Origin of the sequence: Aquiluna sp. Uisw_065, assembly GCF_047731275.1 — a bacterium.
Taxonomy (GTDB): Bacteria; Actinomycetota; Actinomycetes; order Actinomycetales; family Microbacteriaceae; genus Aquiluna.
On record NZ_CP159836.1, the window covers coordinates 1,176,534 to 1,203,125 of the forward strand.

At 51.2% G+C, this 26,592-nt stretch carries 26 protein-coding genes and 4 tRNA genes; 10 read left to right on the forward strand and 20 right to left on the reverse strand.

Features of this window, described 5'->3' with window-relative positions:
* Positions 1-24: 24 nt before the first annotated feature.
* The 3 genes from ABXT50_RS05915 (at position 25) to ABXT50_RS05925 (ending at position 3,569) form a co-directional block, all read left to right on the forward strand.
* Entirely contained in the window at positions 25-1,128 is a 1,104-nt protein-coding gene (locus ABXT50_RS05915; RefSeq protein WP_415273952.1) for a threonine aldolase family protein, read from the forward strand.
* Between the two features lie 101 nt (positions 1,129-1,229).
* The gene (gene gndA, locus ABXT50_RS05920) at positions 1,230-2,666 is read left to right on the forward strand and encodes an NADP-dependent phosphogluconate dehydrogenase (RefSeq protein ID WP_415273953.1); all 1,437 of its coding nucleotides are present in this window, start codon (positions 1,230-1,232) and stop codon (positions 2,664-2,666) included.
* Positions 2,667-2,672: 6 nt separating this feature from the next.
* A complete protein-coding gene (locus ABXT50_RS05925; RefSeq protein WP_415273954.1) occupies positions 2,673-3,569 on the forward strand; it encodes a DMT family transporter in 897 nt (298 codons plus the stop codon).
* On the opposite strand, the gene ABXT50_RS05930 is transcribed toward ABXT50_RS05925, so the two are convergent.
* The gene (locus ABXT50_RS05930; RefSeq protein ID WP_415273955.1) at positions 3,570-4,826 is read right to left on the reverse strand and encodes a multidrug effflux MFS transporter; all 1,257 of its coding nucleotides are present in this window, start codon (positions 4,824-4,826) and stop codon (positions 3,570-3,572) included.
* Positions 4,827-5,279: 453 nt separating this feature from the next.
* Between ABXT50_RS05930 and nrdH the strand changes: the two genes are divergently transcribed.
* From nrdH to ABXT50_RS05955, 5 genes are all read left to right on the forward strand, one after another.
* Positions 5,280-5,504, forward strand: a complete 225-nt coding sequence (gene nrdH, locus ABXT50_RS05935; RefSeq protein ID WP_415273956.1) for a glutaredoxin-like protein NrdH — start codon at positions 5,280-5,282, stop codon at positions 5,502-5,504.
* A gap of 12 nt (positions 5,505-5,516) precedes the next feature.
* On the forward strand, positions 5,517-5,921 hold the full coding sequence (gene nrdI / locus ABXT50_RS05940; protein WP_415273957.1) for a class Ib ribonucleoside-diphosphate reductase assembly flavoprotein NrdI: 405 nt from the start codon (positions 5,517-5,519) through the stop codon (positions 5,919-5,921).
* Between the two features lie 53 nt (positions 5,922-5,974).
* A complete protein-coding gene (gene nrdE, locus ABXT50_RS05945; RefSeq protein WP_415274820.1) occupies positions 5,975-8,080 on the forward strand; it encodes a class 1b ribonucleoside-diphosphate reductase subunit alpha in 2,106 nt (701 codons plus the stop codon).
* Between the two features lie 18 nt (positions 8,081-8,098).
* The gene (gene nrdF / locus ABXT50_RS05950; protein WP_415273958.1) at positions 8,099-9,064 is read left to right on the forward strand and encodes a class 1b ribonucleoside-diphosphate reductase subunit beta; all 966 of its coding nucleotides are present in this window, start codon (positions 8,099-8,101) and stop codon (positions 9,062-9,064) included.
* Positions 9,065-9,190: 126 nt separating this feature from the next.
* Positions 9,191-10,429, forward strand: a complete 1,239-nt coding sequence (locus tag ABXT50_RS05955) for an Nramp family divalent metal transporter (protein WP_415273959.1) — start codon at positions 9,191-9,193, stop codon at positions 10,427-10,429.
* A gap of 144 nt (positions 10,430-10,573) precedes the next feature.
* On the opposite strand, the gene rplL is transcribed toward ABXT50_RS05955, so the two are convergent.
* The 6 genes from rplL to ABXT50_RS05985 all read right to left on the reverse strand — a co-directional run bounded on the left by rplL (position 10,574) and on the right by ABXT50_RS05985 (position 15,214).
* A complete protein-coding gene (gene rplL / locus ABXT50_RS05960) occupies positions 10,574-10,951 on the reverse strand; it encodes a 50S ribosomal protein L7/L12 (RefSeq protein WP_415273960.1) in 378 nt (125 codons plus the stop codon).
* 26 nt (positions 10,952-10,977) lie between these two features.
* Positions 10,978-11,490 (reverse strand): 50S ribosomal protein L10, encoded by a 513-nt coding sequence (gene rplJ, locus ABXT50_RS05965; protein ID WP_415273961.1) that lies wholly within the window; start codon positions 11,488-11,490, stop codon positions 10,978-10,980.
* A 166-nt stretch (positions 11,491-11,656) separates the two neighbouring features.
* A complete protein-coding gene (locus tag ABXT50_RS05970) occupies positions 11,657-13,204 on the reverse strand; it encodes a DEAD/DEAH box helicase (RefSeq protein WP_415273962.1) in 1,548 nt (515 codons plus the stop codon).
* 87 nt (positions 13,205-13,291) lie between these two features.
* Entirely contained in the window at positions 13,292-13,543 is a 252-nt protein-coding gene (locus ABXT50_RS05975; protein WP_415273963.1) for a glutaredoxin domain-containing protein, read from the reverse strand.
* The gene (locus ABXT50_RS05980; protein WP_415273964.1) at positions 13,543-14,184 is read right to left on the reverse strand and encodes an HAD-IA family hydrolase; all 642 of its coding nucleotides are present in this window, start codon (positions 14,182-14,184) and stop codon (positions 13,543-13,545) included. Before ABXT50_RS05980 ends, ABXT50_RS05975 begins: the two co-directional genes overlap by 1 nt.
* Positions 14,185-14,191: 7 nt before the next feature.
* Positions 14,192-15,214 carry a hypothetical protein gene (locus ABXT50_RS05985; RefSeq protein ID WP_415273965.1) on the reverse strand — a complete coding sequence of 341 codons (1,023 nt, stop codon included), beginning with the start codon at positions 15,212-15,214 and terminating at the stop codon, positions 14,192-14,194.
* A gap of 158 nt (positions 15,215-15,372) precedes the next feature.
* Between ABXT50_RS05985 and ABXT50_RS05990 the strand changes: the two genes are divergently transcribed.
* Positions 15,373-16,944: a TM0106 family RecB-like putative nuclease gene (locus ABXT50_RS05990; RefSeq protein WP_415273966.1), complete on the forward strand. Its 1,572-nt coding sequence runs from the start codon at positions 15,373-15,375 to the stop codon at positions 16,942-16,944.
* On the opposite strand, the gene rplA is transcribed toward ABXT50_RS05990, so the two are convergent.
* The 5 genes from rplA to ABXT50_RS06015 form a co-directional block, all read right to left on the reverse strand.
* Positions 16,941-17,630 (reverse strand): 50S ribosomal protein L1, encoded by a 690-nt coding sequence (gene rplA, locus ABXT50_RS05995; RefSeq protein WP_415273967.1) that lies wholly within the window; start codon positions 17,628-17,630, stop codon positions 16,941-16,943. The genes ABXT50_RS05990 and rplA overlap by 4 nt on opposite strands.
* Positions 17,631-17,705: 75 nt before the next feature.
* A complete protein-coding gene (gene rplK / locus ABXT50_RS06000; RefSeq protein WP_415273968.1) occupies positions 17,706-18,137 on the reverse strand; it encodes a 50S ribosomal protein L11 in 432 nt (143 codons plus the stop codon).
* A 14-nt stretch (positions 18,138-18,151) separates the two neighbouring features.
* Entirely contained in the window at positions 18,152-19,015 is an 864-nt protein-coding gene (gene nusG / locus ABXT50_RS06005; RefSeq protein ID WP_415273969.1) for a transcription termination/antitermination protein NusG, read from the reverse strand.
* 10 nt (positions 19,016-19,025) lie between these two features.
* Entirely contained in the window at positions 19,026-19,292 is a 267-nt protein-coding gene (gene secE, locus ABXT50_RS06010; protein WP_415273970.1) for a preprotein translocase subunit SecE, read from the reverse strand.
* 15 nt (positions 19,293-19,307) lie between these two features.
* A tRNA-Trp gene (locus tag ABXT50_RS06015) sits at positions 19,308-19,380 on the reverse strand.
* Positions 19,381-19,591: 211 nt separating this feature from the next.
* Here ABXT50_RS06015 and ABXT50_RS06020 point away from each other — a divergent pair.
* Positions 19,592-20,791: a pyridoxal phosphate-dependent aminotransferase gene (locus ABXT50_RS06020; protein WP_415273971.1), complete on the forward strand. Its 1,200-nt coding sequence runs from the start codon at positions 19,592-19,594 to the stop codon at positions 20,789-20,791.
* 2 nt (positions 20,792-20,793) lie between these two features.
* Here the strand turns inward: ABXT50_RS06020 and ABXT50_RS06025 are convergent, their stop codons facing one another.
* The 8 genes from ABXT50_RS06025 to ABXT50_RS06060 form a co-directional block, all read right to left on the reverse strand.
* Positions 20,794-21,831, reverse strand: coding sequence for a UDP-N-acetylmuramate dehydrogenase (locus ABXT50_RS06025; RefSeq protein ID WP_415273972.1), 1,038 nt, complete (start codon positions 21,829-21,831; stop codon positions 20,794-20,796).
* Positions 21,828-22,244 carry a MaoC family dehydratase gene (locus ABXT50_RS06030; RefSeq protein ID WP_415273973.1) on the reverse strand — a complete coding sequence of 139 codons (417 nt, stop codon included), beginning with the start codon at positions 22,242-22,244 and terminating at the stop codon, positions 21,828-21,830. The genes ABXT50_RS06025 and ABXT50_RS06030 overlap by 4 nt, the downstream gene beginning before the upstream one ends.
* Positions 22,237-22,680 (reverse strand): MaoC family dehydratase N-terminal domain-containing protein, encoded by a 444-nt coding sequence (locus ABXT50_RS06035; RefSeq protein WP_415273974.1) that lies wholly within the window; start codon positions 22,678-22,680, stop codon positions 22,237-22,239. The genes ABXT50_RS06030 and ABXT50_RS06035 overlap by 8 nt, the downstream gene beginning before the upstream one ends.
* 19 nt (positions 22,681-22,699) lie before the next feature.
* Positions 22,700-22,776: transfer RNA gene (locus ABXT50_RS06040), tRNA-Met, on the reverse strand.
* Between the two features lie 19 nt (positions 22,777-22,795).
* A tRNA-Thr gene (locus ABXT50_RS06045) sits at positions 22,796-22,867 on the reverse strand.
* A gap of 32 nt (positions 22,868-22,899) precedes the next feature.
* Positions 22,900-24,744: an alpha-amylase family glycosyl hydrolase gene (locus ABXT50_RS06050; protein ID WP_415273975.1), complete on the reverse strand. Its 1,845-nt coding sequence runs from the start codon at positions 24,742-24,744 to the stop codon at positions 22,900-22,902.
* A gap of 95 nt (positions 24,745-24,839) precedes the next feature.
* The gene (locus ABXT50_RS06055; RefSeq protein WP_415273976.1) at positions 24,840-26,054 is read right to left on the reverse strand and encodes a sugar ABC transporter substrate-binding protein; all 1,215 of its coding nucleotides are present in this window, start codon (positions 26,052-26,054) and stop codon (positions 24,840-24,842) included.
* Between the two features lie 273 nt (positions 26,055-26,327).
* A tRNA-Tyr gene (locus ABXT50_RS06060) sits at positions 26,328-26,412 on the reverse strand.
* Positions 26,413-26,592 lie beyond the last annotated feature (180 nt).

The following is a 26,592-nucleotide window of genomic DNA, read 5'->3' on the forward strand; positions in this document are numbered from 1 at the left end:
TGATCTAACCGTGAATAAACAAAAATGTGGTTCAATCAAGTACAAACAATTTTGGGAGCTTCATTGGTAACTCACGATCAAACACTTCGCAGTTTCGCAAGCGATAACTACGCCGGAGTTCACCCGGAAGTGCTTACCGCAATTGCCAGCGCCAATGATGGACATCAGAGTGCTTACGGATATGACGACTACACCCAAGCCCTTCGGCAAAAGATGCGAGATGAGTTTGGCCAGCAAGCCGAAACGTTCGTAGTATTCAACGGAACCGGCGCGAACGTACTCGCGCTAACCGCAATGATGCCGCGCTGGGGCGCAGTGATTTGCTCAAACCTTGCCCACATTGAAACCGACGAAGGCGGTGCGCCAGAGCGCGTCAGTGGCTTGAAGCTATTCAATGTTCAGCACGTGCACGGCAAGCTAACCCCGGAGTCAATCGCCACTCAGGTTTACGACATTGGCTTTGAGCATCGAGCACAGCCGTTGGTGGTATCTATCACCCAGAGCACCGAGGTCGGGACCGTCTACTCTGTTGCCGAAATAAAAGCGATAGCCGACTACTGCCACGAAAACAAACTGCTTCTCCACCTGGATGGCGCCAGAATCTGGAATGCCGCTGCAGCGCTCGGCGTCACGTTCAAGGAGATGATTACCGATACCGGTGTCGACGTCGTGAGCTTTGGCGGCACTAAAAACGGCGTGATTGCCGCCGAGGCGGTTGTGGTGATAAACCCCGAGGCAGTAGATGGTTTGATTTTCCTAAGAAAGCTCTCAATGCAACTTATGTCCAAAATGCGCTTTGCTTCGGCTCAGTTATTGGCGCTTTTGGAAAACGGTCTAGGGATGCGCTCTGCCGCTCACGCCAACAAGATGGCAAGTCACTTGCGTCACTTGCTCGAAGCCAAGATGGAAAGTGGTGAAATAGTAGGCCTCAGGTTTACCAACCCCACTGATGCCAATGCGGTATTTGCCTGCCTTCCCAAAGAAGCAATCGCAAAGATTCGTGAGCAGGTTCACTTTTACGACTGGGACCTGAAGACAAACGAAGTGCGCTGGATGTGTGCTTTTGATACTACCGAGGCTGATGTTGAGCGCTTTGTTGGGATCATCAGCGAGACCCTAAAACCCTAAAGATTTGCACCTTGCGCTAATCTAAAGGAAAATTCCGCAGGCCAACGAAGCCCTCGCATCGCATCTAGTCAGCTAGATATAGAGAACCAGGAAATCTAAGCATGAGTGCAGCTGCAAACATCGGCGTGGTTGGTCTGGCAGTAATGGGTTCAAACCTCGCCCGAAACTTGGCTTCCAGGTCCGGCAACAAGGTCGCCATTTATAACCGCTCGGTTGAGAAGACTAATGATCTTGTGGCTAACCACCCGGAGGCAAACTTCATCGCCAGCGATTCAATCGATGAGTTCGTAGCCTCCCTGGCCAAGCCCCGCATCGCGATAATCATGGTGCAGGCAGGCTTCGCCACCGACGCTGTAATTACAGCCCTCAGCGAGCGCTTCGAAAAAGACGACATCATCGTGGACGGTGGGAACGCCCTTTACACGGACACTATTCGACGAGAAAAAGAAGTTTCGGCCAAAAATATTCACTTTGTTGGCGCCGGAATCTCGGGTGGCGAAGAGGGGGCCCTGAAAGGCCCCTCAATTATGCCCGGCGGCTCAAAAGAGGCCTATGAGCACCTAGGTCCCATTCTTAGATCAATCGCGGCCGTTGCCGAAGATGAGGCATGCGTTACCCACATTGGCAGCGACGGAGCCGGACACTTTGTGAAAATGATTCACAACGGCATTGAGTATGCCGACATGCAGCTAATCGCCGAGGCCTACGACATCCTTCGTAAAGCCGGCGGTCTAAACCCCATTGAGATTTCAAGGGTTCTAACCGAATGGAATGCCGGGGAACTTGAGAGCTACTTGATTGAAATCACCGCCGAAGTGCTAGCCCAGGTCGATCAGAAGACTGGTGAGCCGCTGGTCGATGTGATTCTGGATGCCGCGGGCTCTAAGGGCACCGGCGTTTGGACTGTTCAGAATGCACTCGATCTAGGCACCCCGGTATCGGGTATTGCCGAGGCAGTTTTCGCTCGTTCGCTTTCCTCGCAAGCAGCTCAGCGCGCTGGAGCGCCGGAATACTCAGCTGGCGACACCATCTGGGAAATTGCCGACCAAGGCGCATTTATTGAAGATGTCAGACAAGCGCTTTACGCCTCCAAGATTGTGGCCTACGCCCAAGGCTTCGACGCCATTGGAGCCGGGGCGCTCGAGAATAACTGGGACATAAATCTGGGAGAGGTCGCAAAGATCTGGCGCGGAGGCTGCATAATCCGAGCTCAGTTCCTAAACCGCATCTCTGATGCCTACAGGCAAGACTCGAAGCTACTTTCGTTGCTGTTTGACGGCTACTTCATAAGGGCAATCGAAGATGCTGCTGGAGCGTGGCGTCAGGTTGTATCCAAAGCTTCACTGGCCGGCATTCCGATTCCAGCCTTTGCTTCTTCGCTGAGCTATTTTGATGGATTGCGTGCCGAGCGCTTACCGGCAGCACTGGTGCAGGGTCAGCGTGACTTCTTTGGAGCTCACACTTATAAACGAGTGGATATGCCAGGGGCCTTCCACACCCTCTGGTCCGGCGATAAATCCGAGATTCAGACCGACTAATCAGTGATGCGAGATAACTGGGTTATCAAGTTCATTCCGCTAGTTGTAATTTGGGGTTCTAGCTTTTTTCTTATTGAGCTTTCGCTCGAGTTGACAACCGCGGTTGGTGTTGCGTTCTGGCGAACAGCACTCGGTGCTCTTGCCATGATTATCATCACCTACAGCCTCGGTCTTAGGCTCCCGAGTGAGGCTAAGCAATGGCTGCATCTTTTAGTCGCGGGCTTTTTCATGTCCGCGTTCCCCTTCACTATGTATGCCTTTGCCCAGCAATACACGACGAGTATCTTGGCTGCCATTCTGAATGCCACGACACCGATGTTTACTTTGCTGGCCACCTTCACGCTCTTCAGGGCTCAAAAGCAAAATCCGACCGCAATCATCGGCTTGTTGGTTGGCCTAGTTGGTGTGGGAATAACTCTTGGAATTTGGCAAGGGTTTGGCGCAAGTGAGCCGATAGCAATCTTGGCTTTAATCGCGGCCTCAATTTCCTACGGAATTGGAACGCCATACATAAGAAAATATGTAACTCCGATGAAGCTGCCTGCAACTGTCACCGCAAGCGTTCAGGTATTGACCAGTGCGGTAATTCTGTTACCGGTTTACCTGTTTACCGGCCCGCTATTGGTCGCGGAACCAACTTTCCAGAGCGCGGGAGCTTTAGTGCTGCTTGGCGTCCTGGGTTCCGGAATTTCCTACTGGCTGTTTCATCAGGTGGTGGCAACCGCCGGCAGCGCAGTGGCCGCGACCGTCACCTACACAAACCCAGTGATTGCGACAGTTTGGGGAGTGCTTTTATTGGGCGAAGGCCTGCACTGGTACGAACCGGCGGGGGCAATTTTGGTTCTAATAGGTGCGTTCTTTGCCCAAGGACGCCGGCTAAAACTTCGGCATCAAAAGACTTAGCTAATTGCCGCTTCTTAGATCCGGAACTTTCCACGGTCTAGTAATAAACATCAAACTGGAAAGTGAAACCACGAATAGCAGCCCGATCAAGATTCCAATGTCGCGAGTGTCTTGATTATCCATAAAGCCATAAGCAATCGAGACAACGCTTGCGGTTGTGAAGTTCACCACTCCCAGCAATGAGGCGGCCGTGCCGGCCTCAGAGCCATGATTGTAAAGCGCGATGGTCGGGATAGTGGTTATTCCAGCGCCAAAGATAAACAGCTGAAGCATGAAAAATGCTTCTGCAACAATCAACCCGGATCCTGCGGTTGCAAATAGCCCAGCGCCGATGAAGATTCCGATGCTTGAGTAGATTGCCAGTAGCCACTGGCCCTTGATATGCCTGGCAGCATAAGCACCTACCTGAACTCCAACATAAGAAGCCAGCGAATTGGCCGCGATCCAAAATCCAAAGTCGCCTGGGCTGAGACCAAAACTGTCTTGAAACAGAAATGGGACGTTGTTTAGGTAGGCAAATAGCGCAGAAATCTGGAAGGCTCCAAATATCATCAAGCCGATGTAAACCCGGTCTTTCAAAACCGCGCGGTAACCCCGAGCCAGACCCATTGGGGTGCTACTTCGTCGCCTTGCGACGGGCAGGGTCTCAACAAGTAAACCAGATGAGAAAAGCGCAAGGATAATGCCGCCGAATCCAAAGATCAGAAAAATGGCCTGCCAGTTGCCCGCTTGAGTAAGTTGCGCTCCGACTATTGGCCCGATGATGGGCGAAAGCGATTGAATTAAGAAGATTTTTGCCAGCATTGTCTGCATGCGATGCCCACGGTAAAGATCTCTCGCGATGGCGCGGCTTACCACGTCGGCGCCAGCAGCGAAGAATCCCATTGCAAATCGCAAGCCCAAGAAAGTTTCGAAGTTCGGTGCGAAAAAGGCGAGTACCGCGCTCAAACCGAAGCCAGTGGTTGCAAGAAGGATCAGGGGCCTTCGACCAAAGGCGTCCGAGAGCGGTCCGATTACTAGCTGTCCGAGTGCAATCCCTACCGTGACACCAGTGAGCGAGGCTTGAACGGTTCCGTTTGGAACGCCGAAGTAGGTTGCTATCTCAGGGAAAGCAGGAAGGAAGGGGTCAATCGCATACGGCACCAAGCTCATGGACAGGGCCAAAATTACAACGTAGCCAATCAGCATTTTTTTAGAAAGCTGATCTCCAGAATCTATAACCCTGCCGCGAATCCGGTTTGGCTTAGGTTCTGACACTCTAAGAGAATAGTCCCTCCGCTGTGACTTCGCCCTCCGTTACCCCTCCGGCAATAACAATCTTAAGAGCTCCAATCGGAACGGCTTTGAATTCGGCCTGCGCGAAGCAGCGAGTTGGAAAGAATTAATGCGAAATTTCGCAAGGCTTTTCATAGATGTCGGTGGCTGAGGTCATACTTTCGCAGGAAGTTGAGGCTATTTGAGCGAGTCGTAGAACGAAGAATTCATCCAATATTGAAAACTTCCTGCGACACGCTGGCATATTGAACGCCCTAAAGTTCAAGTTGTGGGTTAATGTTTGAGAAATAACTAAATAAGTGAATTTCTTTATGATTTATTACTAGATGTAGTGGTTTAGTGCTATTATAAGAAATCTGAAATTGGTAAGAAATTCACTAAAACTTTGTCAAAAAAGGGCTAAAACAGGCCCTTGAGGAACCTAAGGAGGCAACCGTGGCGGTTACCGTTTACACACTTCCAGCTTGCGTGCAGTGCGATAGCACCAAACGCATGATGCAACGCAACCAAATCGAGTATGACGAGGTTGACATGAGCCAGGATCCAGTGGCTTTAGACATGGTGAAGACCTTGGGTTACACAGCAGCTCCGGTAGTTGTTTCAGGCGAGAACCACTGGAGTGGTTTCCGTATGGACCGTATTCAGTCACTAAGCGCCTGAGCGGGACCCGAAATGTTTGACGTCGTCTATTTTTCTTCGGTTTCGGAGAACACTAAGCGATTTGTCGAGAAGCTCGGATACTCAAGTATCCGAATCCCCCTCAAAACCGATGAAGCTGCAAGCTTTGTCCATGAGGGCGAAAGTGTTCTAGTGGTCCCAACCTATGGTTCTGGAGATGACAACAACACTGTTCCCAAGCAGGTAATCAAGTTCTTGAACAATCCTGCAAACCGCAAACACGTGCGTGCCGTGATTGCAACTGGGAACACCAACTTTGGCTCTTCTTATGGATTAGCTGGAGACTTGGTAGCCGCCAAGCTTGGAGTTCCAATGATTTATAAAGCGGAACTGCTAGGCACCCCGGACGATATCGAGCAAGTAAAAGAGAGGCTGGAGAAGCTGTGGCTAACCAGGTAATAGAACTAGACGACAACGGAGTTGAAACCGGCAAGACTGGCATCGAAAGTGTCATGAGCTATCACGAGCTCAACGCCATGATCAACCTTTGGGACAAAGATGGAAAGATGCAGCTTGATAAAGACAAGCTCGCTGTTCGCAAGTATTTTTTGGACCACGTGAACCAAAACACTGTTTTCTTCCACTCTTTGAAAGAGCGCCTCGACTACCTAGTTGAGAATGAGTACTACGAAAAAGAGGTTTTGGACCAGTACCGCTTCGAGTTCATTGAAGAACTAGAGAAGCTTGCATACTCCAAGAAGTTCCGCTTTGACGCTTTCATGGGTGCCTACAAGTTCTACACCGGATACGCACTAAAGACTTTTGATGGTGAACGCTACCTGGAGCGCTTCGAAGACCGCGTAGTGATGGTTGCTCTGGCTCTAGCCGAAGGCAAAGAAGACATTGCGATCTCAATGGTTGAAGAAATCATTTCAGGACGCTTCCAACCAGCCACTCCTACCTTCCTGAACTGCGGCAAGAAGCAGCGCGGCGAGTTTGTCTCGTGCTTCCTGCTTCGAATCGAAGACAACATGGAGTCAATTTCTCGAGCCATCAACTCGGCCCTTCAGCTTTCAAAGCGTGGTGGCGGCGTTGCCCTTAACCTTTCTAACGTCCGTGAGTATGGAGCTCCAATCAAGAAGATTGAAGGCCAGTCCTCCGGAATCATCCCAGTGATGAAGCTCTTGGAAGACAGCTTCTCCTACGCAAACCAGCTTGGTGCTCGTCAGGGTGCGGGTGCGGTTTACCTAAATGCTCACCACCCAGACATTCTTCGCTTCCTAGACACCAAGCGTGAGAACGCTGATGAGAAGATTCGCATCAAGACGCTCTCAATTGGCATAGTGGTTCCAGACATCACAATGCACTTGGCAAAAGACAACGAAGACATGTACCTGTTCTCACCGTACGATGTTGAAAAGGTCTACGGAGTCCCGTTTGGTGACATCTCAGTTACTGAGAAATACCAGGAGATGGTTGATGACCCAAGGATTAAGAAGCAGAAGATAAAGGCTCGTACTTTGTTTGAGCGCATCGCTGAACTTCAGTTTGAGTCCGGCTACCCATACATCATGTATGAAGACACCGTAAACAAGGCAAATCCCATCCAAGGTCGCATCAACATGTCAAACCTTTGCTCTGAGATCCTTCAGGTGAACACACCGACCACCTATAACGCTGATCTGTCTTATGACCAGATTGGTAAGGACATTTCCTGCAACTTGGGCTCGCTGAACATTGCCATGGCAATGGATGGTCCGGATCTCGCAAAAACCATCGAGACCTCTATCCGCGCATTGACCTCCGTGAGCGACCAGTCTGACATCGTAAGCGTTCGCTCAATCTCGGACGGTAACCACAAGAGTCACGCGATCGGTCTAGGACAGATGAACCTCCACGGCTACCTAGCCCGCGAACGCATTCACTACGGCAGCGAAGAGGCTCTCGATTTCACGAACATCTACTTCTACACTGTGGTGTTCAACGCAATTCAGGCCTCGAACAAAATCGCAATCGAACGAGGCACCTCATTTGCCAACTTCGAAAACTCGACATACGCAAGCGGGGAGTACTTCGAGAAGTACGTAACCCAGGAGTGGGAGCCCAAAACCGAGAAGGTAAAGGAGCTCTTTGCAAAATCGGGAGCGAAGATTCCTACTCAGGCTGAATGGAAGAAGCTAAAGACTTCGGTTATGGCTCACGGTATTTACAACCAGAACCTCCAGGCAGTGCCACCAACCGGATCGATTTCCTACATCAACAACTCGACAAGCTCAATTCACCCAATCGCATCTCGCATTGAGATTCGCAAAGAAGGTAAATTGGGCCGCGTTTACTACCCAGCGCCTTTCCTATCAGAAGACACCTGGGATTACTACGACGATGCCTACGAGGTTGGTCCAGACAAGATCATTGACACCTACGCTGTTGCAACCCAGCACGTGGATCAGGGCTTGTCGCTAACTTTGTTCTTCAAAGACACCGCTACCACAAGAGACGTAAACCGTGCGCAGATAAACGCTTGGCGCAAGGGCATCAAAACCATTTATTACATCCGCATTCGTCAGCAGGCCCTGTTAGGTACAGAGGTTGATAGCTGCGTCAGCTGCATGCTTTAGGAATCAGGAAAGAAAACTATGAACAAGATCAAACTAGTAAGCCGACCCGTCAACTGGAACAAGATTGAAGACCCAATTGACATGGACGTATGGAACCGACTGACCTCCAACTTTTGGTTGCCAGAGAAGGTACCTATTTCCAATGACATTCAGTCGTGGGAAACCCTCAAGCCGCACGAGAAAACACTAACTATGCACGTCTTCACTGGCTTGACGATGCTAGATACCATTCAGGGCACCATCGGAGCCGCTGCGTTGCTCCCAGACGCCCGAACTCCTCACGAAGAAGCAGTCATCACCAACATTGCCTTCATGGAGTCAGTGCACGCCAAGAGCTACTCATCGGTGTTCTCAACGCTTTGCTCATCGGCCGACATTGACGAGGCTTTCCGCTGGAGTGAGGACAACCCTCACCTGCAGAAAAAGGCTGAGATAATCCTTGGTTACTACAAGGGTGATGACCCTCTAAAGCGCAAGGTTGCGTCCACTCTGTTGGAAAGCTTCTTGTTCTACTCTGGTTTCTACTTGCCGATGTACTGGTCCTCCAGAGCAAAGCTAACCAACACCGCTGACCTGATTCGTCTAATCATTCGTGATGAAGCTATTCACGGTTACTACATTGGTTATAAGTACCAGCTAGCGCTTGCTGAAGAGTCAGAGGCTCGTCAAGCAGAGCTAAAAAGCTACACCTACGATCTGCTACTTGAACTTTATGACAATGAAATCAAGTACACGGCCGACCTATACGATGGAATGGGACTTACTGAAGACGTAAAGAAGTTCCTCCGCTATAACGGCAACAAGGCACTGATGAACTTGGGTTACGACCCACTCTTCCCTAAAGATGAGTGTGACGTGAACCCAGCAATCCTTGCTGCACTATCACCCAACGCTGATGAGAACCACGACTTCTTCTCAGGCTCCGGCTCCTCTTACGTAATTGGTAAGCACGAGTCGACAACTGATGACGACTGGGACTTCTAAGGAGGCGAAAATGGATTGCAACTGCTCAAAAGATAGCTGCAACTGCAACGGCAAGCACTAGATAGATTGATCAAGCCGGGTGACATAAGTTACCCGGCTTTTTCGTAACCAAGCGAGAGGCTGAGAATGTTTTCCAATATCAAAAAGCGCACTCAAGGCCTCTACTTGTTGGGACCAGCGTTAGTTGCTGGCGTTGCCTACCTTGACCCCGGAAATGTCGCTACCAACTTGACTGCCGGAGCCGAGTTCGGCTACATGCTTCTCTGGGTTATCGTCTTGGCCAACACCACGGCCTGGTTGGTCCAGTATCTGTCGGCAAAATTGGGCGTTGTGACAGGCAAGTCACTACCGACTGTTCTTGGCGAGAGATTTAAATCAAGACCCGCAAGGATCTTGTATTGGATACAAGCCGAACTCATCGCTATGGCTACCGATGTGGCTGAAGTCATCGGTGGAGCACTAGCCCTCTACATAATCTTTGACATCCCCCTAATTTATGGCGGCCTCATCACTGGAGCAATTTCACTAGGAATGCTGGGTCTTCAAGGCACCGGACGAGTCAGAGGCTTTGAATTTGTGATCATAGGACTGGTTGCAGTAACCGCCGTGGGCTTTTTAGCCGGGCTCTTTGTTGCTCCTCCCGACCCAAGCCAAGTGGCTGCCGGACTGATTCCACAGTTTGATGGAACTGAGTCATTACTCCTAGTAGTTGGGATCATTGGCGCGACAATCATGCCGCATGCGATCTACGCGCACTCTGCTCTATCCAGAGATCGTTTTCCGGATCTTTACCGACCAGGAAGCAAGGAGCGAATCCTAAGGGCCACAAAGTGGGACGTGAGCCTCGCGATGCTGATTGCAGGTGCTGTGAACGTAGGTATTCTGCTGGTTGGTGCAGTAACACTGTTTGGGCAAGCGGAAACCGACTCCATCCTCGGCGCCCACGCCGCGATTTCCCTGAACTTGGGCGAGGGGATAGCGCTCCTCTTCGCCGTCGGGCTGCTCGCAAGCGGCCTAGCGTCTAGCTCTGTTGGTGCCTACGCCGGTAGCGTGATTATGGAGGGCCTCATAAAAAAGAGAGTGTCCATCCTCGTGAGACGATCGGTCACCCTAATTCCGGCAATAATCATTCTGTCTTTGAACGTAAATGCCACACAGGCACTGGTTCTGAGCCAGGTAGTTCTAAGTTTTGGAATCCCTTTTGCTCTTTTTCCTCTAGTAAAGCTTTGTTCTGATTCAAACCTAATGGGTAAATTCCGCAGCCAGGCCTGGGTTAGTGGTCTCGGATACCTTATCGCTGGCACTCTGAGCATCTTGAATGCTCTTTTGATCTGGCTTTCTTTCGGCTTGTTCAGCCCGTCCTAACGGCAGTTTTCCTCCGCGAGCTAACAAAAATCGGCGATGCCAATAATCCAGGCGGTTTCAGGAAATTGTGGCTGTTTGTGTGCAAATGACAAATAAGAAACCCCGGTGCGCGAGCACCAGGGTTTCTTGATTCTATTTGGAAGATTACTTTAGGGTTACTTTGCCACCAGCGGCTTCAAGCTTTGCCTTGGCTTCTTCAGCAGCGTCCTTCTTTGCACCCTCAAGAATGATTGAGGGAGCTGCGTCAACAAGAGCCTTGGCTTCGCCTAGGCCTAGGTTAGTGATGGCACGAACCTCCTTGATAACCTGGATCTTCTGGTCGCCAGCAGCCTCAAGAACAACATCAAACTCGTCCTTCTCTTCTACTGCTTCAGCGGCAGCGCCACCGGCTGCTGCAACAGCAACTGGTGCCGCAGCTGATACTTCGAATACTTCTTCGAACTTCTTTACGAAGTCTGAAAGCTCAATAAGGGTTAGCTCCTTGAAAGCTTCAATGAGCTGGTCGGCAGTCATCTTTGCCATTTTGATCTCCTATTTGGTTTGGGTAATTAGTTGGACTCTTGCTTTTGACGCAATGCGTCGACAACGCGAACTGCCCCGGAAGGAAGCGCGTTGAAGGTGTAGGCGGCCTTGAACATCGTTGCCTTGATTGCGCTAGCGACCTTAGCCAATAGCACCTCACGGGTTTCGAGGTCAGCGAGCTTGTTAATCTCATCTGCATCCAGGTCAATGCCATCCATAACGGCGGACTTGATAAGAAGCAGTGGATTAGCCTTTGCGAAGTCCTTCAGAGCCTTGGCAGTTGTTACTGGGTCACCGTGAACGAATGCCAGGGCTGATGGTCCAACCAGCTGGTCGTCGAAAGTGGTGACTCCTGCGTTTTTCGCAGCAATTCTCAGAAGGGTGTTCTTTGCAACCACGTATGTTGCGTCATTAACCATTGCACGACGAAGCTCTTTCATCTTCGTCACACTGAGTCCGCGGTATTCAGTCAGAATAACGGTGTTCGAGCTTGTGAACCTTTCGGTTAGCTCGGCTACCTTTTCCTTCTTGTCTGCCATGGCGCTCCTTGTTTGTTTAGTGCCGGTGACAAGAGGATCAAAAAAATGCTCCGGCGCTAGGCGCACGGAGCAAAACTCAAAAAGAGAATCTCTTCATACACCTGCGCTGGTTTTCACTTTCGTGAACCTTCGTCAGTCGCGGCGGATCTAGAACTAGTTCTAGGTTTTAGCGCGACTTGTACCGGCGGTCTTTGGCTCCGCCCATCTTATTAGGCGTGTGGCGTGCCCGCAAGTCAGTTCTGGCTTTGCCCTTGTTTACAGTCGCAAATCTTGAATCACCGAAGTCGATTGAATCCATGACCAATGGTGGCGCAATAGGCCCAGCCAGCTCTTCAAGCAATTCGTGACCCGGGGTTACATTGCTGTAGATGGCTTCGCGGTCAGCTCTTTGCAGTAGATCTTCTACTTTTCTTGAGCGACCCGATGGCACCATGCAGATTACGGTTCCGCTGCGTCCAGCTCGGCCGGTGCGGCCAGCTCGGTGCAGGTAGGTCTTGTACTCCTCAGGCAAATCGAGCTGAATCACTAGCTTGACGTCGTCAACGTGGATACCACGGGCTGCAACGTCGGTAGCGACCATAACGCGGGCAGAACCCTTGATGAATCGCTCTAGGTTCTTGGTTCGCTGAGCCTGGTTTAGGTCTCCGTGCAATCTAGCTGTTGGGACACCGGCGTCATTCAGGCTAGAAGCCAAAGCCTCAGCCGTTAGCTTGGTGCGAACAAACACGATTGACTTGCCAGAGCCCTGAACTAGGCGGTGGAAGATTGCCGATCGATCCTTTGGATCCATGACTAGCACGCGGTGTTCGATGTCGGAAGACTCATTTACTTCGCCCGGTACCTCGTACACGTAAGGTGACGGCATGAACTTCTTGACAAGTTGAGCTACCTCAGAATCCAAGGTTGCAGAGAAAAGAAGCTTCTGGCTGTCTCCTGCTGCTTCCAGAATGCGGTTCACTGGCTCAACAAAGCCCAGTTCACACATGTGGTCAGCCTCGTCGACTACCACTCTTTCTAGACCAGAAAGGTCAATTTTGCCCTGGGCCATTAGGTCTTCCAAGCGACCCGGGGTGGCAATAGCAATGTCTACGCCGCGCTTTAGAGCTTCGACCTGACGGTGCTGGGGCACGCCACCGTAAATGGTGGTGGTGTAAAAACCTACTGATTTTGCAAGCTGGGAAAGAGTGCGGTCGATCTGCTGAGCCAACTCGCGCGTTGGTGCAAGAACCAAAGCCTTTGGCTTCAGCGGCACTCTCGGCTGGTTACCAGCTTTTGCCAGGAAGGCAACTAGCGGGACACCGAAAGCAATTGTCTTACCGGAACCGGTTTTTCCGCGGCCCAATACGTGTCGGCCAGCCATGGCTGCAGGGATAGTTGCAGACTGAATTGGGAACGGTGTTGCTGCACCCATCTTCGCTAGCTCTTGAGTCAGGCGCTCTGGAAGATCCATCTCCTGGAAAGTCGCAAAGCTCTCGCCTACTTCGGTGGCTTCAAGTCTGTCTAGCTTCTTGTCACCCTGGAAGGTTTTGCCGGTCTTGGCACGCGCATTTGAAAAGTCCTTGTCGCGAGAATCCTCGCGCTGAACTCGGTCAGGTCGTTGTGACTGACGGGGCTTACGAGCTCCATCATTGGATTGGTAATCGCCTTTTTTGGAGGCGTAGCCCTTTCGACCGTTTTCTTTGGTCGGAGCAGGCGAATAGTTATTATTTGGCATCGTTGGGGGAGTCCTTATCTGGTGAATCCGGAGACCCCGAGCTCACAATAGTAAAAGCCTACGACCCGAACGCCAAAAAAGATAGACCTAGGCTATGATTCCGCGGATTTTAAGCTCTGCGTGCAGTATGGCATCACTTGGCTCAACTAGGAAATTGCCATCGGCGAATTTGATCACCGGTATGTTGTGGCGCCCGGAAATAGCCTGCGACTTGTCCGCATTCTCCTTGCTCTCTTCAACATCAAATGTCTCGTACTCAACTCCAAGAGTGTCCAATAGTGACTTTGAACGCCTGCAGTCGCTGCACCAGTTTGCGCTATAAAATTCTATTTCTGCCATTACCTCAACCTAACTTCATCTGGTATTTCTAACAACCCTTGGGAGTATTTCAATCCCGCTAGTGAGGCAATCACCAGATCCGCAACCGAATCTAGGGTTTGTTCTCCGATTCCAACTAGCAATGCCGCCCCGGCTAATTTACCGGCCACGAGACCCGCTGGGGCGTCTTCAAACACTGCACATTCGGCTATCGCTACCCCGATTTTTTGGGCGCCCAGTAAGTAAGGCTCCGGATCAGGCTTTCCTTTTTGGCCGTCGTCGGCGGTCACTAGAGCCTGAGGTGCCAAAATTCCCGCCGCAGATAGTCTGGCTCGGGCCAATTCGGGATTGGCCCCCGTCACTATGTTCCAAGCGCCTTCCGGTAGTGAAGCCAAAAGATCAAGCGTTCCAGAAAGAGCAATGGTTGCATGAGCCTGATCAAGCTCAAGTTGGTTTATGTACTCAAGCGCCTCTTGGAATTGCTCTCCTGCTACTAATTCTGCGACGATGTCGCTTGCTCGTCGGCCATGATATGCGGCACTTAGAACAAAGCCCGGACGGTACCGCTCGCCCCATAAGACCCAGGCTTGCAAAGCCCCGGGCATAGAGTCGACAAGGACTCCATCATTATCGAAAAGCAGGCCCTTAAGGGGTGTTTGCATGTGCTTTCTAGTCCTTATCAGCGTGGCGCGATGTAGTGGTTCGGTAGATACCGAACGCAGCCAGCGCGAGTAAGACTAGCGCTGGAAGCATTAGTCGAACAAACCAACTGATAGAGGGAACGATAATTTTGGCCTGCTGCTCCACTGCAGCCATGTTTTCTCTCCAGTCCGGGAAGACTTCGAGACTGGAAATAGCCTGAAAGCCCATCGTGAAAGCCATGAGTGTCACGACAGCACCAAACACAATAGCCAAAACAAGGTTTAGCTTTACAGCGGCCAGACCGATTCTGCGCTCTTTGACTGGTAACGGCTTCGAGGACCTGGCTTGTGCAGCGAACCGGGTGCCGGTGATTATGGAAACTGCTATGAGAGTCTGAATGATTACCCAGATCCAAACATCAAGACCGGTACGAGTGACGTCGTAAACGACGAGGCCAAAGATAATCGCAATCGCTGTCCCGATAATGGGACTTGCATAAGCAAGGCCAATTGCGCGCTGCAGCTTTTTGCGATCTTCGTCCTTTTCCCCCGCTGGAATATCTGGGGCATCTTTTCGGAATACAAACGCGGCCAAGATCACAAACACGACTAGGGCCGTTGCGAGGATGATTGGCACATAGACATTTAGCAACCGCAATCCGACTGGATCGTCCGAGGGATTGTTGGAGCCCCAAGCACCGAAGAAACTTGCGATGGCAAAGATGGCTCCAGCGACCAAGGAAAGTACGACGCCTAAGTTGTTTAGGCGGTGGGCGCTTATGGCTAAGCCGGAGTCAGATTCCGTTCTGATTCTCAGCGCAAGTTTCTGTCCGGCAAGTGCCGCAAGAGCAAACGCAGTAATGCCCAGGAAGAAAAGATAGATCTCTAACTGAAATCTTGGGTCCGGATAAACCGAAGTTCCGTCATCCAGATAGACGGTGCGCTGCACCAACAACTGGGAGTAGGCGGCAATCATAAAAAGTAGCCAAGCGGCGGCTAGGCCAATGAGAGGAAGTCGAATTGCGGTCTTTATGCTCAGGGCGGTCTTCATGGCTAAATCCTAGGCTTAGCGCAATGATTTTCGTTATAGGTCAGGCGCTAATTGACCCAATCGGGTATAAGAGTTCCCATCAGGACCCCAAGCCTCCTGCTGGTGAGCCACTCACAAGATGACTCCTTGACTCGTAAAATGTGGCACTCTTTGTTCTAATGAAGTTACGCGATGGAGCCTGGAGTTTCGACTCAAGAGATTTGATGCGCGCTCAGTGCCCGCACTGCACCAAGCTCTCGGTTGCCAGAGAACTCAAGCTTCCCCAGCTACAGAGTTTGCTGGACTCTTTTTACGAGAGACCCGATAACCTTCCAATCCGATATGGAAATCGATTTGAGGACTCTCTCGAACAAGAGTTGCTTGAGAACCTCGGTGATCTAATCCAGAAGCCCGATAGCTATGATCCGGCCGACACTCAGAAGCTCATGCTCGCAAATGTTCCAGTGATTTACCAAGGAAGCCTCAAAGGGGGCTCGGGAAGCATGATATTTTCCGGCCGTCCGGATTTCCTTTTGCGCTCCGACTATCGGTTCGAATTCACTAAAACCGGACTAACGGCAAAAAAGTCTGGCGACCTAACTGCCGGCTATACGGCTTGGGACGCCAAGCTTTCAAAAACCCCAAAGCCTGAATACCAGGTGCAAGTCGGGCTCTATGTTGACGTACTAGAGACTCTGGGCCTAAATGCTCCTGGCACACATGGTCTAATCCAAGGTAGCCGGGAAATCAACGAATTTACTGGCGATGTGCTTTTGGCAAACATGAAATTAAAGCGCAGCGCATACCTCGATGAAGTAGCCGATTTTATTGACTCTAACCCGGCCTCAATAGCCGACTGCGGAGAGCTGATTTGCACCGCTACTAGTTATTGCGATATTTGTGAATACCCCAAGCTCTGCAGTCACCAAAGATATGAAACTAATAGCCTGCAGCTGGTTGCTGGAATCTCGAAGGCTCAGGTTGTTTCACTTCGGACAACCGGAATCAACACCGTGCGTGAGCTTGGTGCATTTGACGGTGGCACTGAAACGATGAGCTCAGAAAAAGTTGCGGTGTTTGCAAGACAAGCCCGGCTTCAACAACACACTTACGACACCGGAGAACACGTCTACGAAGTAAAGAACCGCGGACCGCTAACCGAGCTGCCAGAAGAAAACAAGGGAGACCTGTTTTTCGATCTAGAAGGATTTGTGTTTTCGGCACCAGCCGGAGGCCTCGAGTACCTATTCGGGTATCTGACCATCGATTCCGGATCGCAATTTCACTGGTCTTGGGCTGATGATCGACTCGCTGAAAAAGAGTCTTTTGAGGGCTTTATCCGGTTTTTATTTGCCCGGTTAGTCACCTACCCCGAGCTCAAGGTATATCACTATGCGAACTACGAGCTAGCTGCCCTGCGCAGACTGGCAAAGCGATTCGATAGCTTTATCGACGAGGTAGAACGACTAATCAGTGACGGAGTATTTGTCGATCTTTATTTGCTCGTGAAGTCTTCGCTTGTCTTGTCTCAAGAAAGTTACTCGATAAAGAAGCTTGAGAACTACTACAAATTTGAACGAGCATCAACGGTCAAAGAGGCTATGGGCTCGATGGACTCCTACGAGTCCTACCTGGGGAAACTCGAGTCAGACCCGACTGCCGCAGAGACACTGAAGCGCCAGGTGCTCGACTACAACCAAGACGATTGCGTGAGCACGCTGGCGCTGACCAGGTGGTTAAGAACTCTTTAGTAGTCCGAAAGATCCAATGGAATCCCAGGACCGAAAGTGGTTGCGACGGAACCCTTTAGTAGGTACTTGCCCTTAGCCGTCGATGGCCTGAGGCGAACAACTTCTTCCATTGCAACGTTTAGGTTCTCGGTTAGCTTCTCAGCTGAAAAGTTTGCCTTGCCTACGATAAAGTGCAGATTTGACTGCTTGTCGATGCGGAACTCAATACGACCAGCCTTGATGTCTGTGACAGCTTTGGCGGTGTCCATTGTTACTGTTCCGGTCTTAGGGTTTGGCATCAGGTTACGGGGACCCAAGACTTTTCCAAGGCGCCCAACTTTACCCATTAGGTCTGGAGTTGCAACCGCAGCATCGAAGTCAGTCCAGCCAGCTTCAACCCTTGCGATTAGCTCGTCGGAGCCAACCTCATCGGCGCCAGCTTCGCGAGCAGCATCTGCTGCTGCACCGTTAGCGAACACGATTACTCGGGCGATCTTGCCAGTTCCGTGTGGAAGCGAGACGGTGCCACGGATCATCTGATCGGCTTTTCTTGGGTCAACACCCAGCCTCAGTCCAACCTCAATTGTTGAGTTGGTCTTCTTGCCGGCGGTGTCGATTGCTAGGGCGGACGCCTCCGCAGTGGAGTAGAACTTGCCCTCTTGAATCTTTGCTTTGGCCTCTGTATAGGCCTTCGAACGTTTTGCCATGCTGCTATTCCTTTCGGTCACAGTAGTGGTTTATGGGGTACTACCCCTCCCACGACTATCTAGTTGTTTTGCTGCTTACAGCTCAGTGGTGATTCCCATTGAGCGGGCGGTGCCGGCGATGATCTTCGCAGCTGCGTCGATATCGTTAGCGTTCAGGTCTGACATCTTTACTTCGGCGATGGCGTGAACCTGCTCTTTGGTTAGCTTGCCAACCTTCACGGTGTGAGGTGTGCCACTGCCCTTTGGAACTCCGGCTGCCTTCTTGATTAGCTCGGCGGCTGGTGGTGTCTTCAGGATGAATGTGAAGCTACGGTCTTCATAAACGGTGATCTCTACTGGTACAACGTTTCCGCGCTGGTCTGCGGTTGCGTTGTTGTATGCAGTACAGAACTCCATGATGTTTACGCCGTGCTGACCTAGTGCAGGTCCGATAGGTGGAGCTGGGTTAGCAGCGCCTGCCTGGATCTGCAACTTAATCAGACCGGTGATTTTCTTTTTGGGTGCCATTTTTCTATCTTTCCTTAGTTCAGCGGACCGACCTGGTCAAAGGCCAGTTCTACTGGAGTCTCGCGTTCGAATAGTGAAACCAAAACCGTAACCTTGCCACTTTCTGGCTTGATTTCGGAGATTGTGCCGGGAAGGCCGGCAAAAGAACCGTCCTTGATCAAAATGCTTTCGCCGATCTTGAAGTCGATATTGACCGGGATAGACCTTGACTTTGCCTTGCCGCCAGGGCCGTTTCCAGCAGCCTTGGAGTTCTTTACATCTTCGGTCTCTTCTGGAGTGAAAAGTGGCTTCAGCATTTCAAATGCCTCTGCCGGACGAAGTGGAGTTGGGTGCTGGGAGTTGCCCACAAAGCCGGTTACGGCTGGTGTGTGGCGAACCAGGGTCCAGCTGTCCTCATTGAGTTCCATGCGAACTAGCACGTAACCTGGAATGCGGACCTTAGAAACCAATTTGCGCTGACCGTTTTTGATCTCAATGGACTCTTCCATTGGAACTTCGATCTGCAGGATGTCATCTCCACCAGCAAGAGCTGCCTTACGGGTTTCAATGTTTTGCTTCACGCGACGCTCGTAGCCCGCGTAGGAGTGGACAACGTACCATTTGCCGTCAAGGCCACGAAGTTCCTCGCGAAACTTCAAGTAAGGGTCGGCCTCTTCAACGATCGGCTCTTCTTCTACCACCGCTGCTGCCTCTTCGACTGCTTCCGCTTCGACGACCTCAGCTTCGGCCTCTAGAGCATCATCGGTGGATTCGACTTCACTTTCGTTCGACTCGGCTGCGTGGGTTTCCACGGCCTGACTGTCGACGGCTTCAACCGCTTCGACTTCTTCTGTGGCTTTGGCGTCTTTTGCGACGTCACTGAAATTTAGATCTGACATTTAGTACCTCTTATCCTGCGAACATGAAGGTCACGACGTTTAAGAAAACCCAGTCAAGAGCGGAGATGATGACCATTACCACCGCTACGAAGCCAAGAACGACTCCGGTGTAATTGATCAGCTCTTTACGAGTAGGTGTTGTTACTTTGCCTAGCTCCGAAAGAACCTGGCGAATAAACAATGTCGCCTTTTGGATAGGGTTCTTTGCCTTGGCAGCGTCGGCTTGCGCCTTCTCTACTAAGTCCTCTGAAGCCTTCTCGTTCTCTTCTGCCAACATAACCTTCTTTCTTCGCAGGGCGGACAGGACTCGAACCTGCAACCTGCGGTTTTGGAGACCGCTGCTCTACCAATTGAGCCACCGCCCTGTGTGTGACATCGCCACCAACCGTTACTTAGCACAAGGCTTGGTTTCAAGTGCCATCTGGAAAAGACACACTTATAGATTGAATCTATTTAAGTGAATTTCGCCAGAATAGTTATCGGCAGATGTCAACTTAAGTAAGTGTAGAGGGTTATTTCAAGCATTGCAACGGGGAATCAACCGCCGTCAACACAATCCGCAACTATTCTTGAAGTATGTCTGACTCTAGAATTTCCAAGCGAATTAGCGCCATTGCAGAATCTGCGACCCTAAAGGTCGACAGCAAGGCCAAGGCCCTAATTGCAAACGGACGCCCGGTCATCTCATACGCCGCCGGAGAACCCGATTTCCCCACTCCGGCGCACATTGTTGAGGCCGCGGCAATTGCAGTCCGAGACGCTAAAAATCATCGCTACACCCCGGCCGCTGGACTGCCGGAAATGAAGGAAGCGATTGTTCAAAAAACACTCCGGGACAGCGGAACCAAAATAACTCCGAGCCAAGTAATTGTTACTAACGGCGGCAAGCAGGCCGTGTACCAGGCGTTTCAAGTCATCCTCAATGATGGTGACGAAGTATTGGTACCGGCTCCCTACTGGACAACATACCCCGAAGCAATCAAGCTTGCTGGCGGCAAGCAAGTCGATGTTTTCGCAGGATCCGACCAGGGCTACAAAGTAACAGTCGAACAACTAGAGGCCGCCTACACACCAAGGACCAAGGCGTTGCTAATTTGCTCACCGTCAAACCCAACTGGCGCAGTGTTCTCTAAACAAGAGCTGACAGACATTGGGAATTGGGCCGCAACCAAACCCAATCTTTGGGTGATAAGCGACGAGATTTATCAAAACGTGGTCTATGACGGCATTCGCGCTTACTCAATAACTGAGCTGGTGCCAGAGATCCAAGACCGCACCATCATGGTCAATGGCGTTGCCAAGAGCTACGCCATGACCGGCTGGCGGCTTGGGTGGATGATTGCCCCTGACGATGCTGCCAAGGCCGCAGGCAACTTGCAGTCACACCTGACCTCGAATGTTTCAAACATCTCGCAGCGAGCCGCAATTGCCGCGATAACCGGCGATCAAGAGCCGATCGAACAGATGCTGGCTGCCTTTGATCGCAGACGGAAACTTGCCGTGGCCGAACTGAACAAAATACCGGGGATGATGACACCGAATCCTGAGGGTGCCTTCTATGTTTACCCAGACGTCAGTGGCTTACTGGGTAAGACTTGGGCCGGCAAGCAGATCACGAGTTCTCTGGAACTTGCAGACATGATTCTGGAGCAGGCCGAAGTCGCCTTAGTTCCAGGAGAGGCTTTTGGTCCGAGTGGCTATTTACGCATGAGCTATGCGCTAAGTGACGACCAGTTACTCGAGGGCATTCACCGCATGCAAAAGCTGTTTAGTTAGCTCTAAAAACCAATCAAATTCGGTTCTGGTATCAAGTTGATCCCCCACCTGGCAGCAACGCGCTCTTGAATCAGCCTTGCTAATTCTAGAATTTCGGCACTACTTGCGCCGCCTCGGTTGGTGATTGCCAGCGCATGCTTATTGGAAATTCCAGCCTTCGAACCAGGTATCGAGTAGCCCTTGGGGAAGCCGGCGTTCTCGATTAGCCAACCGGCCGAGATTTTCACCTGGTCTTCATTTGGCATTCTCCAGCGCTGCATCTCCTCGGGAAACTCGAGGCTCTTTTCGACACTAATCACCGGGTTAGTAAAAAAGCTCCCACACCCGACGCTATCTGGGTCACTTTCGCTTATGACCATTCCCTTGGAGGCACGAAGCTCTAAAACTGCTTTTCGAACTTGCTCCAAGGGCAATGCTGATCCGTATTGGGCGCCCAAGTACTCTGTAATCTGACCGGACTTCATGGGGACACTCATGCCAGCTAGTTTTTGCAATTTGAACTCGACCCAGCCCACTAGGCCCTCAAGCCCATGCTTCAAAGCGCTGTCTCGATAAGAAAATTCGAAGTAGCTAGCTGGCCTTACCACGGACGCAACTGAGCCTTTTTCTAGAAACTCAATCTGGGTAATCACATCGGAAACTTCCTGGCCGTAACCGCCAACGTTTTGAACAGGGGTCGCACCGACGCTGCCCGGTATTCCGCTCATGGCCTCCATGCCCGCATAATCGTTGGCTACCGACCAGGCCACAAATTCGTCCCAAGAATGCCCCGCCTGAACTCGAACAACAACAAATTGTGCGTCCTCGGAAACAATTTCTACACCGCGGTTAGTCACGTGAACAATGGTTAGGTCAGCTAGGTCTTCGGCAAAAACAGTATTAGATCCACCTGCTAGAACATGGAATTTCTCATCGCTACGCCAGAGCTCAATAGCTGCGTCATACAACTGCTGAGTGTTACCACAGCTAATAATCCGACTTGGCACTCCGCCAACCTGCATCGTGGTGAGCGTGGAAAGACTTACTGGAGCGTTACTCAAAGCTGAACCCAAACTTGTGATTTGCCAAGAACATTGTTGCCATCGAAGCTTGTTTGCAAATCGATTCTTGCTTTTTTGGCCTCTAGGTCTAGTTCGGCGATCCTTGCGACGACCGTTATGACTGCCCACCCCTTCGCAGGGACCACGACCGGCTTGGTAAACCTCACACCGTATTCAAGAATTTTTCCAGAATCTCCAAGCCAACTAACCACTGGGTCAATTGACAGCCCCATGGTGAGCATTCCATGAGCCAACACCCCAGGTAATCCGACGCTTGCTGCGACATCGTCGCGGTAGTGAATAGGGTTGAAATCTCCTGAGGCCCCGGCGTATCGAACTAGGGAATCTCGGTCCAGGTTGAAGTTTTTTTCAGCGACTACATCGCCAATAACTAGTTCACTGATCTCAGGCATCTTCGCCCCTAACAACGAGCGTCGAAATAGCTGTGCACACGAGTGCCTGATTCTCATCAAAAATTTCAGTGTCAAAAACCACCATGTGGTTGCCTCCAAGGGACTTCACGCTTGCTATCGATAATTCGCTGGTCAAAAGGTCACCGGCAACGATTGGCCGTTGGAAAACAAACTTCTGTTCGCCGTGGACAACCCTAGAAAAATCGAGCCCGGCCTCCGGGTCCCCAATAACAAGCTTCAAACCAAACTCTTGAAGGACTATTGGGAAAGTTGGAGGAGCCACTAGGTCGCTGTGACCGGCGGCTTTTGCTGCGGCCATATCGATTGATTCTTCGGATGCAAACGTCGCTCTTGCAAATTCGCGAATTTTTTCTCGGCCCACTAGGTAGGCGGCAGACCTGGGATATCGCTTGCCTTGAATGTTTGGGTTAACCATGGATACAAGGGTAATGCCTTGGTAGCGGGAGCGGGACTCGAACCCGCGACCTCACGATTATGAGTCGTGCGCTCTAACCACCTGAGCTACCCCGCCGCGTTTGATCCTAAGACCGAGCCCCGAGACAGGTTTGAACTGTCGACCCCTTCCTTACCATGGAAGTGCTCTACCACTGAGCTATCGGGGCGCTGCCATAACTGCAACCGAAGAAGATTAGCACTAGCGAACAGCGCTAGGCAAACGCCAAATTTGTAAATCTAATTCTGCCGCGTCGTAGCGTATTTTTCCACCCACCACTCGAAGCAAGCCATTGCCAAAAAGATTTCTCGCGCCCTCAGCGCCACTAATGGCGTCCCTCGAGAATTGAAGTTTCCGATCTCTTCCCCTAGAGGCGATTACAAGCACCGACTCGGTCTTTGATTCTCGAACAAAAGCGATCGCTTCATCCGAAGAGTAAAGCCAACGCATTGACCCTTCGGCCAAAGCGCGATGGTGCTTTCTCAATTGAGAAAGCTTCGCGTAGGTTTCAATCATTTGGGGGTCAGTTTCCCGCTCTGCGTTCCAAGGCATTGGGGTTCTTGAACCCTGACCAGTTTCGGCGTCTAGACCCAGTTCATCTCCGGCATAAACATGAGGAATTCCGGGGAAGGTGAACTGCAATCCTACGGCAACCCGCTGCGCACCCGAAATAGCGAAGGTCTTGAACCTTCCGGTCTCATAAGTATCAAGAGCGTTGAGAGCATGCATTCTCAAGTGCCAAGGGGTAGTGCCGGACTGGCAGTTGTGAGTTTGACGAAATTGATCTCCGGAAATCGCCTTACGACCGAATCCAATCTGGGACTCTTCTTTATTCTGCTTGGTGTTCCAAAGCCAGAGCCAAGTCGGCTTGGTGAAATTGGCGAAGCTCAAGATGGCGGAAAAATTATCACCCTGCGCATAAACGGCCGAATCCGAGCCGAAATCACCTATTAGCAAGGTATCTGGGTTCGAGCTGTTCATGGTTTCTCGAACCAGGTTTACAACCTCACGGTTGTAGTCATCCATTCGGTTTTTACCAATTGCTCCTGCCGCTGCTACCCTCCAGCCGTCAAGCTGAAAAGGTGCCTTCAGGCCCCTGGCAATAATCGATGCCTTGCCCTCGACCAGACGTTTTCTAATTTCCTCAGAGCCCCAATTGAATTTAGGTTGGGTATTACTTGCGCGCGAAGAGTCATAGCTCTCGTTGCCCTCAGAAAAGTAATAAAACTCACTCTCTAGAGCAGTGGGCTTTTTGAACGCGGCTGTAAACCACTCGTGGGTGTCGGCCGAGTGATTCAGATTCAAATCCCCGATGACTTTGATGCCGGCATCGTGAGCCTTAGAAACGAGGCTAGCCAGAGCGGCATTCCCACCAAGCACCGAGTCAACTTGGTCGAAACTCGTCGCGTCTAACCGATGGCTGGAGTCAGCCGGAAAAAACGGTGTGAGCTGCAAAATCGTGACGCCAACTTTTTTCAGGTGTGCCAAACGGTCTTCAATGCCCTTTAGGTCACCGCCAAAATACTGCTCGTTCACCCCAGTGCCTCTAGTTTTCACTGCACTATTCCAAGTTTTAGGCTCCGCCCAGGCCGGCACCTCGCGATCATCAGCCTTGGTCGAACGAGAAAATCGGTCGGGCATAACCTGATATAGAACGCCCCCGGTGGCCCACTTAGGGGCGTTGTTGTGAACATTGATTCTGAAATCATCGCGGTCTGGCTGGTCTAGCTCATGAAGCCCGGTGGCATTTAACCAAAAACTCTCGCCGCTAGTGGTTTCTAGAAAAAACCTGTAATTCACTTCCGGGTTCGAAATGGCAAGTAATCCCTCATACCAATCCCAGCCGTGACGATGGACAAGAGGCTTGAGCGCCGGGGAGAAAACTGCTTGGCCCGATTCGCTTTGCCGAATCAGTACCTGCTTCAGTTTTCCGATCGAATTATGGATTCTGATGCGAATCTTTAATTTGTCGCCGAGTTTCGGGCGCTGATTTGCAACATAAAGTGCCGAGCCATCGTGGTGCGGTTGCAAATCTAGTTCGGGCATGCTTACAAACTACCCTGCCGAATGCCGGACAGGCGTGAGGATGTGCACAATGAAAACCTCAAAATGTGGGGACAAACCAACAAGATAATCGGACTTTAGTCTCGGATCGCTTCCGCTATTTCGTCTGACATCATTTTCCAAAGCAGGTCTGGGGCATCGTCTTTACGCAAAATTGCCATTTGAGCCTCTCCCAACGGAAACCACACAGAGTCGATTTTTGATGACACCGGCCTCGGCACCGCATTTGAACCTGCCATGCCAAATTGGTATGGGATCTTGAAATCCTTGGCGTTTTCTAGGGCCTTCAGATTAGAAGGAGTGCGCCCGGTTGCTTGAAACATTGCGATTTGACCGGGGTCACTTCCCAGGTAGTCAACAATGAATTTGATCGCGACACTTGGGTTATTGGCTCTCGCACTCAACATGGCACCCCGCACCTCCAGAAAGGGCGTTGCTGCCTGTCCGCCGGCCGAAGGAACTTCATAGGCGTTCCAGCCTTCCTCGCCAAAGGTTGCGGAGAACCAAGATCCACTCCAAGGCCCAGTTATCCAGCAACCCTTTGCGCCATCAACAAGCTGTTGCTTGATAAGTTCGGTATTGCTCTCTAAATCAAAAAGGGCAGCATTTTTAGACAGCCAATTTGCAAAGGCAAGTCCCTCTTCATTGCCTAAAGCTAGATTCAAAATTCCAGGGTTGGTTGAATCGACTACGAAAACACTCGAGCCAAAAGATGTTTGGAGCGGGTAGAAATGATACGGGTCACCGGTTCCATCATTTAGAGAAATCGCAAGTCCGACATCGACGACATGTTGAAAAGTTTCCGGCGCTTTGGGCATCGCGGACTCCGTGCAGACAAGCGCAATGCTCTCTTGGGCGTAGGGCAAACCATACTGTTGCCCGCCATGATTGAAAGCTTGCACTGCACCGGAGTTGAACCCTGTCCCAGCACCTTCCAAGCTAAAGGGTGCAATCAGGCCTTCGGATAAAAATCCTCGCTGCAGACCGTGAGGGCCAAGCACTATGTCAGGAGCATTATCACTGGCACCCCAAAACTCGTTGGCTATGTCTGTTTTTACTACAAGGTCAACCCTGTTCCCGGTATCGGCCTCAAACTGCAGTGCCACTGATTCAAGACCAAGCGCCTCTGACTCGTCTAACCAAACAGTAAGAACCTCACTTTGGGTTTCTGCTCCTGAGCTGGCCTGAGAGTCGACTGGAGTTGGTTCGTTAGACGAACATCCAGCAAATGCGAGTGAAGAAATAATGGCCGATGCAAAAACACGGAGCGCGCCGGTTCGAGTCGTTTTCAATGAAGCCCCTTTCGACACGGGAACGCTTGCTTTGAACAATAACATCCACAAACAGGATGCGTTTTTCAATCCACAGCCTCCATTGAGTCGGTAGAGAGCGTTCTTAAATGCATGGAAGTTGAGACTTGATTTCCGATAACTACATGGTCCATGACAACCGGCACCAGAGCTCACGACCAATAAGCCCTCAAATTGAGAATCCTGCTGATCGGTTTACAGGGCCACAAGCCCAAGGGTAAAAGTTCAGAGGCCCAGTCTTGAAGGACTGGGCCTTGGTGGCAAGTGAGGGATTCGAACCCACGAAGTCGATGACAGCTGATTTACAGTCAGATCCCTTTGGCCGCTTGGGTAACTTGCCAGTGCAACGCACTTGCGTGGAGGCAAATGCGTTGCGGGAAAAGTTTATAGGAAAATCCCCATCGGACAAACCATGGAATTTCGGGGCTATTTGCCGCGGCAGAACCGGGGGCCAGCAGGGCCTTTTCAACACTTGGGGGACGGGTGTCGGCTGGTTGGTGGATAGATGTGGGGCGGTTAG

What these genes read in the sequence shown, in the direction of transcription:
- ABXT50_RS06030 (WP_415273973.1), bottom strand. Translation starts at nt 22,244, where the DNA reads ATGCCTGAGATCAGTGAACTAGTTATTGGCGATGTAGTCGCTGAAAAA.
- gndA (WP_415273953.1), top strand. Translation starts at nt 1,230, where the DNA reads ATGAGTGCAGCTGCAAACATCGGCGTGGTTGGTCTGGCAGTAATGGGT.
- rplA (WP_415273967.1), bottom strand. Translation starts at nt 17,630, where the DNA reads ATGGCAAAACGTTCGAAGGCCTATACAGAGGCCAAAGCAAAGATTCAA.
- rplL (WP_415273960.1), bottom strand. Translation starts at nt 10,951, where the DNA reads ATGGCAAAGATGACTGCCGACCAGCTCATTGAAGCTTTCAAGGAGCTA.
- nrdI (WP_415273957.1), top strand. Translation starts at nt 5,517, where the DNA reads ATGTTTGACGTCGTCTATTTTTCTTCGGTTTCGGAGAACACTAAGCGA.
- rplJ (WP_415273961.1), bottom strand. Translation starts at nt 11,490, where the DNA reads ATGGCAGACAAGAAGGAAAAGGTAGCCGAGCTAACCGAAAGGTTCACA.
- ABXT50_RS05985 (WP_415273965.1), bottom strand. Translation starts at nt 15,214, where the DNA reads ATGAAGACCGCCCTGAGCATAAAGACCGCAATTCGACTTCCTCTCATT.
- ABXT50_RS05980 (WP_415273964.1), bottom strand. Translation starts at nt 14,184, where the DNA reads ATGCAAACACCCCTTAAGGGCCTGCTTTTCGATAATGATGGAGTCCTT.
- ABXT50_RS05915 (WP_415273952.1), top strand. Translation starts at nt 25, where the DNA reads ATGTGGTTCAATCAAGTACAAACAATTTTGGGAGCTTCATTGGTAACT.
- rplK (WP_415273968.1), bottom strand. Translation starts at nt 18,137, where the DNA reads ATGGCACCCAAAAAGAAAATCACCGGTCTGATTAAGTTGCAGATCCAG.
- ABXT50_RS05975 (WP_415273963.1), bottom strand. Translation starts at nt 13,543, where the DNA reads ATGGCAGAAATAGAATTTTATAGCGCAAACTGGTGCAGCGACTGCAGG.
- nusG (WP_415273969.1), bottom strand. Translation starts at nt 19,015, where the DNA reads ATGTCAGATCTAAATTTCAGTGACGTCGCAAAAGACGCCAAAGCCACA.
- ABXT50_RS06035 (WP_415273974.1), bottom strand. Translation starts at nt 22,680, where the DNA reads ATGGTTAACCCAAACATTCAAGGCAAGCGATATCCCAGGTCTGCCGCC.
- ABXT50_RS06050 (WP_415273975.1), bottom strand. Translation starts at nt 24,744, where the DNA reads ATGCCCGAACTAGATTTGCAACCGCACCACGATGGCTCGGCACTTTAT.
- ABXT50_RS05925 (WP_415273954.1), top strand. Translation starts at nt 2,673, where the DNA reads ATGCGAGATAACTGGGTTATCAAGTTCATTCCGCTAGTTGTAATTTGG.
- nrdE (WP_415274820.1), top strand. Translation starts at nt 5,975, where the DNA reads ATGAGCTATCACGAGCTCAACGCCATGATCAACCTTTGGGACAAAGAT.
- ABXT50_RS05970 (WP_415273962.1), bottom strand. Translation starts at nt 13,204, where the DNA reads ATGCCAAATAATAACTATTCGCCTGCTCCGACCAAAGAAAACGGTCGA.
- ABXT50_RS06020 (WP_415273971.1), top strand. Translation starts at nt 19,592, where the DNA reads ATGTCTGACTCTAGAATTTCCAAGCGAATTAGCGCCATTGCAGAATCT.
- ABXT50_RS05990 (WP_415273966.1), top strand. Translation starts at nt 15,373, where the DNA reads ATGAAGTTACGCGATGGAGCCTGGAGTTTCGACTCAAGAGATTTGATG.
- ABXT50_RS05955 (WP_415273959.1), top strand. Translation starts at nt 9,191, where the DNA reads ATGTTTTCCAATATCAAAAAGCGCACTCAAGGCCTCTACTTGTTGGGA.
- nrdF (WP_415273958.1), top strand. Translation starts at nt 8,099, where the DNA reads ATGAACAAGATCAAACTAGTAAGCCGACCCGTCAACTGGAACAAGATT.
- secE (WP_415273970.1), bottom strand. Translation starts at nt 19,292, where the DNA reads ATGTTGGCAGAAGAGAACGAGAAGGCTTCAGAGGACTTAGTAGAGAAG.